This is a genomic window from Pantoea sp. BAV 3049 (assembly GCF_009765445.1).
GTDB lineage: Bacteria > Pseudomonadota > Gammaproteobacteria > Enterobacterales > Enterobacteriaceae > Erwinia.
The window spans coordinates 2,070,272-2,078,511 of sequence record NZ_WHOY01000031.1; the positions used below are offsets into that span (position 1 = coordinate 2,070,272).

At 54.8% G+C, this 8,240-nt stretch carries 8 protein-coding genes; 7 read left to right on the plus strand and 1 reads right to left on the minus strand.

Going from position 1 to position 8,240, the window contains the following annotated elements:
- Positions 1-95 precede the first annotated feature (95 nt).
- From GSQ70_RS10475 to rbsR, 7 genes are all read left to right on the plus strand, one after another.
- Positions 96-494 carry a YgiW/YdeI family stress tolerance OB fold protein gene (locus GSQ70_RS10475; RefSeq protein WP_158782477.1) on the plus strand — a complete coding sequence of 133 codons (399 nt, stop codon included), beginning with the start codon at positions 96-98 and terminating at the stop codon, positions 492-494.
- A 294-nt stretch (positions 495-788) separates the two neighbouring features.
- Entirely contained in the window at positions 789-1,208 is a 420-nt protein-coding gene (rbsD, locus tag GSQ70_RS10480) for a D-ribose pyranase (RefSeq protein ID WP_158782478.1), read from the plus strand.
- 7 nt (positions 1,209-1,215) lie between these two features.
- Positions 1,216-2,721 carry a ribose ABC transporter ATP-binding protein RbsA gene (rbsA, locus tag GSQ70_RS10485; RefSeq protein ID WP_158782479.1) on the plus strand — a complete coding sequence of 502 codons (1,506 nt, stop codon included), beginning with the start codon at positions 1,216-1,218 and terminating at the stop codon, positions 2,719-2,721.
- A gap of 2 nt (positions 2,722-2,723) precedes the next feature.
- Positions 2,724-3,692 carry a ribose ABC transporter permease gene (gene rbsC, locus GSQ70_RS10490; protein WP_158782480.1) on the plus strand — a complete coding sequence of 323 codons (969 nt, stop codon included), beginning with the start codon at positions 2,724-2,726 and terminating at the stop codon, positions 3,690-3,692.
- Positions 3,693-3,714: 22 nt separating this feature from the next.
- Positions 3,715-4,596 carry a ribose ABC transporter substrate-binding protein RbsB gene (gene rbsB, locus GSQ70_RS10495; protein WP_370521057.1) on the plus strand — a complete coding sequence of 294 codons (882 nt, stop codon included), beginning with the start codon at positions 3,715-3,717 and terminating at the stop codon, positions 4,594-4,596.
- Between the two features lie 57 nt (positions 4,597-4,653).
- Positions 4,654-5,583 carry a ribokinase gene (gene rbsK, locus GSQ70_RS10500; RefSeq protein WP_158782482.1) on the plus strand — a complete coding sequence of 310 codons (930 nt, stop codon included), beginning with the start codon at positions 4,654-4,656 and terminating at the stop codon, positions 5,581-5,583.
- A gap of 3 nt (positions 5,584-5,586) precedes the next feature.
- Positions 5,587-6,588, plus strand: a complete 1,002-nt coding sequence (gene rbsR, locus GSQ70_RS10505; RefSeq protein ID WP_233268269.1) for a ribose operon transcriptional repressor RbsR — start codon at positions 5,587-5,589, stop codon at positions 6,586-6,588.
- Here the strand turns inward: rbsR and mdtD are convergent.
- Positions 6,585-7,988, minus strand: coding sequence for a multidrug transporter subunit MdtD (gene mdtD / locus GSQ70_RS10510; RefSeq protein ID WP_158782483.1), 1,404 nt, complete (start codon positions 7,986-7,988; stop codon positions 6,585-6,587). The genes rbsR and mdtD overlap by 4 nt on opposite strands.
- Between the last annotated feature and the right edge of the window lie 252 nt (positions 7,989-8,240).

The following is an 8,240-nucleotide window of genomic DNA, read 5'->3' on the forward strand; positions in this document are numbered from 1 at the left end:
CATCTTAAGATCCCGTTAAGAACCTTTTGTTTTAATCCGTCCTGAAGATCACGTACCCCTTCCAGGGAACAAGGATAAATAAAAAGGTGAATACGATGAAAAAGACAGCTGCTTTACTGGCCATTGCCGCTCTGGTTTCCACTCCTGTACTTGCTGCCCAGACCGGTGGCTTCAGCGATCCGGCCGCACCGGCGGTCGCAGCGCAGAAAGGGGGCTTTGTGGCAACCAATGGGGCACTGACCAGCGTAAAACAGGCGCAGGATTTGCCGGATGATGCCTGGGTTACGATGCGCGGTAATATTGAAAAGCGTGTGGGCGATGAAGATTACCTGTTCCACGATGCTACCGGCTCAATCAGGGTTGAGATCGACCACAAACGCTGGGAAGGACAGACTGTAACGCCAACAGACAAAGTCGAACTGCAGGGCAAAATTGACAAAGACTTCAACTCAGTTGAAGTGGACGTGAAACAGATCCGCAAAATTCAGGGTTAAGTCTGACCTGCAGCTTGTTTGCCAGCTGCACCAGGTACTGGTGTGGCTGGGTACCCTGATATGACCAGCGGGAAATACCCGGCGCATTTTTTATTGACGGCTATCCCTGCCGCTATCCGCAAACCAGCTTCCTGCCAGCCCTTTTAATCCCTTCCTTCTGCAGACTAAGTCAAACTTTCTTCGCCGCGAGCGAAACGTTTCGATGGCGATCACAATTTCACCTTTCTGCGATTGTTTTCCCCCCGCGATTTTTTACACTCCCGATCAGCGAAACGTTTCGCTCTGGAGTGAACGATGAAAAAAGGCACCTTACTGAATTCTGAAATCTCGTCCCTGGTATCCCGCCTGGGGCATACCGACAGCCTGGTCATTGGCGATGCAGGTCTGCCCATTCCGGCCGGGCCGCAGCGTGTCGATCTGGCGCTGATGAAAGGTATTCCCAGTTTTATGCAGGTGGTACAGGCCGTGACCGAAGAGATGCAGGTAGAAAGTGCCGTCATCGCGGAAGAGATCAAATCTCATAACCCACAGCTTCATAGTGAACTGCTCACCCAGCTCGATTTGCTGCAACAACACCAGGGCAACACCATCACTGTTCAGTACGTCAGTCATCATCAGTTCAAACAGCAAACACAGCACAGCCAGGCGGTGATCCGCAGCGGGGAATGTTCCCCTTATGCCAACGTCATCCTCTGTGCTGGCGTGACCTTCTGAGGCCGTCATGCAACCTTTACTGCAACTGCAAGGCATAGATAAATCCTTCCCCGGCGTGAAAGCGCTCTCGGGAGCGGCGCTGGCTGTTTACCCTGGCCGCGTGATGGCACTGGTGGGGGAAAACGGGGCCGGAAAATCAACCATGATGAAGGTGATGACCGGGATCTACACCCGAGATGCTGGTTCGATCACCTGGCTGGGTAGTGAAGTTTCATTCAACGGGCCAAAAGCCTCTCAGGAGGCGGGAATTGGCATTATTCACCAGGAGCTCAACCTGATCCCTCAGCTCAGCGTTGCGGAAAATATCTTCCTCGGGCGTGAGTTTGTGAACGGTTTTGGCCGTATCCAGTGGAAGAAAATGCACGCTGAAGCGGATGTGCTGCTGAAAAAGCTCAACCTGCGCTTCAGCAGCCACAAGCTGGTGGGCGATTTGTCGATTGGCGATCAGCAGATGGTGGAGATTGCTAAGGTGCTGAGCTTCGAGTCGAAAGTGATCGTGATGGACGAGCCGACCGATGCGCTGACCGATACCGAGACCGCCTCACTTTTTCGGGTGATCCGTGAGCTAAAAGCGCAGGGCTGCGGCATCGTCTACATCTCCCACCGCATGAAAGAGATTTTTGAAATCTGCGATGACGTGACGATTTTCCGCGACGGGCAGTTTATTGCTGAGCGGACGGTCGACACTTTGAATGAAGATTCGCTGATTGAGATGATGGTGGGCCGCAAACTCGAAGAGCAGTATCCGCGCCTCGATAAAGCGCCAGGCGACGTTCGCCTGCAGGTGGAGCACCTCAGCGGGCCGGGTGTCGCGGATGTCAGCTTCTCGCTGCGTAAAGGGGAGATTCTGGGTGTGGCTGGTCTGATGGGCGCGGGGCGCACGGAACTGATGAAGGTACTGTACGGTGCTCTGCCGCGCAGCGCTGGTAGCGTGACACTTGACGGTAAGAGCGTGCAGACTCGTTCGCCGGAAGAAGGACTGCAGAACGGCATCGTTTATATCTCAGAAGACCGTAAACGTGACGGGTTGGTACTGGGGATGTCGGTGAAAGAGAACATGTCTCTTACCGCGTTGGACTACTTCAGCCGCAGCGGCGGCCGTCTGAAACATGCGGAAGAGCAGCTGGCCGTCAGTGACTTTATCAAACTTTTTAACGTTAAAACGCCGTCGATGAACCAGCCAATTGGCCTGCTGTCAGGAGGAAATCAGCAAAAAGTCGCTATCGCCCGTGGGCTGATGACCCGACCAAAAGTGCTGATCCTCGACGAGCCTACCCGCGGCGTGGACGTGGGGGCAAAAAAAGAAATTTATCAGTTAATCAATCAGTTTAAAGAAGAGGGGCTGAGCATCATCCTGGTCTCCTCGGAAATGCCGGAAGTGCTGGGCATGAGCGATCGCGTGCTGGTGATGCACGAAGGCCGCCTGAGCGGTGATTTCCCGATTGAACAAGCCTCGCAGGAAGTGCTGATGGCGGCGGCAGTAGGTAAGCAACATAGCGTGGAGCTGGCATAACAATGAGTACCCAAACCCTTCAGAGCACCCGTTTTTTCAGCAAGGCCTGGCTGCTGGAGCAGAAGTCACTGATCGCACTGATCGTGCTGATTGCCATCGTCTCCAGCATGAGCCCGAATTTCTTCACCCTGAACAACATGTTCAACATCCTGCAGCAGACCTCGGTTAACGCCATCATGGCGGTGGGGATGACCCTGGTTATCCTGACTTCGGGCATCGACCTGTCGGTGGGATCGCTGCTGGCGCTGACCGGTGCGGTGGGTGCTTCGCTGGTGGGCCTGGAAGTGAACGCGCTGGTGGCCGTCGCGGCTTCTCTGGCCCTTGGCGCAGCGATCGGTGCAGTGACCGGTACCATCGTGGCGAAAGGCAAGGTTCAGGCCTTTATTGCCACACTGGTAATGATGTTGCTGTTGCGTGGCGTGACCATGGTCTACACCAACGGCAGCCCGATCAACACTGGCTTTAATGACAATGCCGATCTGTTTGGCTGGATCGGTATTGGCCGTCCGCTGGGGATCCCGACGCCGGTATGGCTGATGGCGGTGGTATTTGGGTTGGCCTGGTACATGCTGCATCACACCCGCCTGGGCCGCTATATCTACGCGCTGGGTGGCAATGAAGCGGCTACTCGCCTGTCCGGGATCAGCGTCAATCGCGTCAAAATTATCGTTTATGCCCTGTGTGGCATGCTGGCCGCGCTGGCAGGCACCATTGAAGTTGCCCGTCTCTCCTCGGCTCAGCCGATAGCGGGCACGGGCTATGAACTGGATGCTATTGCGGCGGTGGTGCTGGGCGGCACCAGTCTGGCAGGTGGCAAGGGACGCATTATGGGCACGTTGATCGGGGCGCTAATCCTTGGTTTTCTTAACAACGGTCTCAACCTGCTCGGCGTTTCGTCTTACTACCAAATGATCGTCAAAGCTGTGGTGATTTTGCTGGCGGTATTGGTGGATAACAAAAGCAGTAAATAACTCTCCCCTACAGGAATTTATGATGAAAATGACCAAACTGACAGCCCTTGCCATTCTGCTCGGCACCACGCTGAGCGCAAATGCCATGGCGAAAGACACCATTGCGCTGGTGGTTTCCACCCTGAATAACCCGTTCTTCGTCTCGCTGAAAGACGGTGCGCAGAAGGAAGCCGACAAACTGGGCTACAACCTGGTGGTGCTGGATTCGCAGAATAACCCGGCGAAAGAGTTGGCAAACGTGCAGGATCTGACCGTGCGCGGCACCAAACTGCTGCTGATCAACCCAACGGATTCTGATGCGGTAGGCAACGCGGTAAAAATGGCTAACCAGGCTAACATTCCGGTGATCACCCTTGACCGCGTGGCGGCCCAGGGCAAAGTTGTCAGCCACGTCGCTTCGGATAACCGATTCGGCGGTAAAATGGCTGGTGATTACATCGCGAAGAAACTCGGCGATAACGCCAAAATTATCGAACTGTCGGGCATTGCAGGAACGTCAGCAGCACGCGAGCGTGGCGAAGGTTTTAAAACTGCGGCAGACGCGCACAAATTTGTTATCCTCGCCAGTCAACCTGCCGATTTTGACCGTACCAAAGGTCTGAACGTGATGCAGAACCTGCTGACCGCTCATCCGGACGTGCAGGCAGTGTTTGCGCAGAACGATGAGATGGCTCTCGGTGCGATGCGTGCCTTGCAAACAGCGGGCAAATCCGATGTGGTGGTGGTCGGCTTCGATGGCACCGCAGATGGCGTGAAAGCAGTTGAAGGCGGCAAACTGGCAGCGACAGTGGCACAGCAGCCAGAACAAATCGGCGTTATCGGCGTGGATACTGCTGATAAAGTGCTGAAGGGCCAGAAAGTTCAGGCAATCAATCCGGTTGATCTGAAGCTGGTCACTAAATAAATCAGTACGGCACGCGCCACCTTCCACAGGTGGCGCCTTTTTCTGGACGATTCCCTGATGAAAAAAACCGGCAAGCTGGCTGTCCTTGGCAGCATTAATGCGGATCATATCCTTAATCTGACTCAGTTTCCGCGTCCCGGCGAAACGGTGATCGGAAAGCAGTATCAGGTAGCTTTTGGCGGTAAGGGCGCAAACCAGGCTGTGGCCGCCGGGCGCAGCGGTGCGAATATATCCTTCCTGGCCTGCGTGGGCGAAGATGGTATTGGTCTGCGCATTCGCCAGCAGCTGGTGGAAGACAAAATCGATGTGACGCCAGTTGAAGTAGTGGCAGGCGAATCCACGGGCGTGGCGCTGATTTTCGTTAATGCCGAAGGTGAAAACAGTATTGCCATCCACGCAGGGGCGAATGCGGCACTGACTCCGGTACTGGTGGAAAAACATCAGCAAACTATTGCCGACGCCGATGCACTTTTAATGCAGCTGGAATCCCCACTGGAAAGTGTTCTGGCGGCGGCGAAAATTGCCCGTCAGCACCAGACGCAGGTTATTCTCAATCCGGCTCCGGCAACGCCGCTTTCAGACGAATTACTGGCGCTGGTTGATATGATTACGCCGAACGAAACAGAAGCGGAAATTCTGACCGGCGTGCATATCGAGTCTGATGAAGATGCGGCGCGTGCAGCAACCGTGTTGCATGATAAAGGGATCTATAGCGTGTTGATTACACTGGGCAGCCGCGGGGTGTGGCTGAGTGAAAACGGCAACGGGCAGCGTATTGCCGGTTTCAGGGTAAAAGCGGTTGATACTATTGCCGCTGGAGACACCTTCAACGGAGCGCTGATCACTGCTCTGCTGGAAGATAAGCCAATGGATCAGGCGGTTCGCTTTGCCCATGCGGCGGCGGCCATTGCGGTAACCCGCGCCGGTGCGCAACCCTCGGTGCCCTGGCGCGATGAAACCGACAGCTTCTTGCTACAGCAGGAGTAACTCGTGGCTACCATGAAAGATGTCGCGCGGCTTGCCGGTGTGTCAACTTCAACTGTGTCTCACGTCATTAATAACAACCGCTTTGTCAGCGAAGCGGTTCGCGAAAAAATCACTGCGGCGATAACCCAGCTCAATTACGCACCTTCGGCGCTGGCCCGTAGTCTCAAACTCAACCAGACGCGGACGATCGGCATGTTGCTGACCGCCAGCAGCAACCCCTTTTATTCTGAGGTCGTTCGTGGCGTGGAACGTTGCTGCTTCGAACGCGGCTACAGTCTGGTCTTGTGCAATACCGAAGGTGATGAAGATCGCATGAACCGGAGTCTTGAAACGCTGCTGCAAAAGCGGGTCGATGGACTGTTGATCATGTGCACCGAAAGCCATATTCCTTCAGCAGAGATCCTGAATCGCTATCCCTCTATTCCATCAGTAATGATGGACTGGTCGCCCTTTGAAGGCGGCAGCGACATTATTCAGGATAATTCCCTGTTGGGGGGCGAGATGGCGACACGTTATCTGATATCGCGCGGCTACACGCGCATTGCCTGTATTGCCGGCCCTCAGGATAAAACCCCGGCTCGTTTGCGTCTGGAGGGTTACCGGCAGGCGATGAAAACGGCTGGCCTGCCGATCCTGCCAGATTATGTGGTAAGCGGTGACTTTGAGTTTGAAGGCGGCTATAACGCGATGCATCAGCTACTCTCGGTCGACCCGCTGCCGCAGGCTATTTTCACCAGTAATGATGCGATGGCGGTAGGCGTTTATCATGCGCTGTTTCAGGCAGAGCTTGCGGTCGGGCGGGATATTGCGGTAATTGGCTATGACGATATCGAACTGGCTCGCTACATGACGCCGCCACTGACCACCATACACCAGCCGAAAGATGAGCTGGGAGAACTGGCGATTGATACCTTGATCCACCGCCTTGCTGAACCGGGCGCCAGCCAGCAGCTGCTGGTGCTGACGCCGGAACTGATTGAGCGTGGCTCTGTCGCGGAAATTTAAGCGCGTTTTTGGCGCTTTTCCCGGTTGGTGATCAGATGCCTGCCATCGCCGGGCTTAAGCAGCATAAACACCAACCCTGAAAGCACCGTGATCACGCCCATCGTCAGGAAGGTGGCATGGAAGTGCTGAACGGTGGTGCCATCAAAGTTTTCATAGAAGCGAAGCACTGCGGCACTGACTGCCACGCCGAAACTGATCGCCAATTGTTGAGTGACGGCGAGCATGCTGTTGCCGCTACTGGCGTTGCTGTCGTTAAGATCTGCCAGAGTAATGGTGTTCATTGCGGTGAACTGAGTCGACATCGCCATTCCCAGGATAAACAGCGGCAGCAGCAGAATAACCAGACCCATTGCCGGTGTTTGCAACGCAAAGCTGGCAATCAGTACACCAATAATGACACTAATCCAGACCAGCGTTTTCCGGTAACCGAACCAGCGCAGCACCTGAGTCACCGTAGACTTCGCCAGCAGCGAGCCAACGGCGGTAGGGGCCATCATGCAGCCAGCCAGAATGGCGGAATAGCCGAAGCCAACCTGCAACATCAGCGGCATCAGGAAGGGAATACAGCCAGTACCAAGTCGTGAAGCGATATTACCCAGAATGCCGACAGAGAAGGTGCGGGTTTTAAACATCGGCAACGGGATCAGCGGAGTCGGGTGGCGTCGTGCATGTACTATATATAGAAGAAGTAACAGGATGCCTCCCGCCGTTACGGCCAGTGCAATGCTGCTGGCTACAATTTTCTCTCCGAACAACTCAATCCCGCTGGACAGCAGCACTAACCCCAGACCAAACAGCATAAAGCCCAGCAGGTCGAAGCGGCGTTTAGGCGTGGTGAAGTCGGGCATGTATTTGCGCGCGTAGATAATACCCAGGATCCCCATCGGAATATTAATCAGGAAGATCCAGTGCCAGGTGGCATAGGTTACCAGCACACCGCCAAGCATCGGCCCGAGTACCGGCCCAATCAGGCCGGGCATGGTGACAAAGTTCAGCACCGGTAGCAGTTCACTGCGGGGATAAGCCCTGAGCAATGCCAGCCTTGCCACCGGCATCATCATTGCCCCTCCAATCCCCTGCACCACCCTGAAGACAACCAGCATGGTCAGCGAGCCGGAAAGGGCACAGGCCAGCGACCCAAGGGTGAACAGTGCAACGGCAATGATGAACACTTTGCGGGTGCCGAAGCGGTCGGCCAGCCAGCCGCTGACCGGGATCAGCATGGCAACGGTTAAGGTATAACTGATGACGGCGGATTGCATCGCCAGGGGAGAACGGTCAAGGCTGTGGGCGATAGCGGGAAGAGCGGTATTCAGTATCGTGGCATCCAGCGCCTGCATAAAAAAGGCCATGGCGGCAATCCACGGAAGTCCGGCCATACTGCGCGCGGATTTTATCATTGGGCATCCTTTTCATTCTTGGAGGTAGCAGGCAAACCTGCAATGGGTAAAGAATAGCACCAGGCTGTCCATTATCGTGATGCCCAAAAAAGGTTTTTAAACGCAGTTTTGCTGCAAAAATGGCCGTGTAACGGTGTTTTTTTTATCTTTTGATGAAAAAATAATCGGTTGGTTGTTTTTTTTTAAGAAACACTTGTCACCCGTCAGGAACTGCCTATAATGCGCCTCCACTGACACGGAACAACGGCTTAC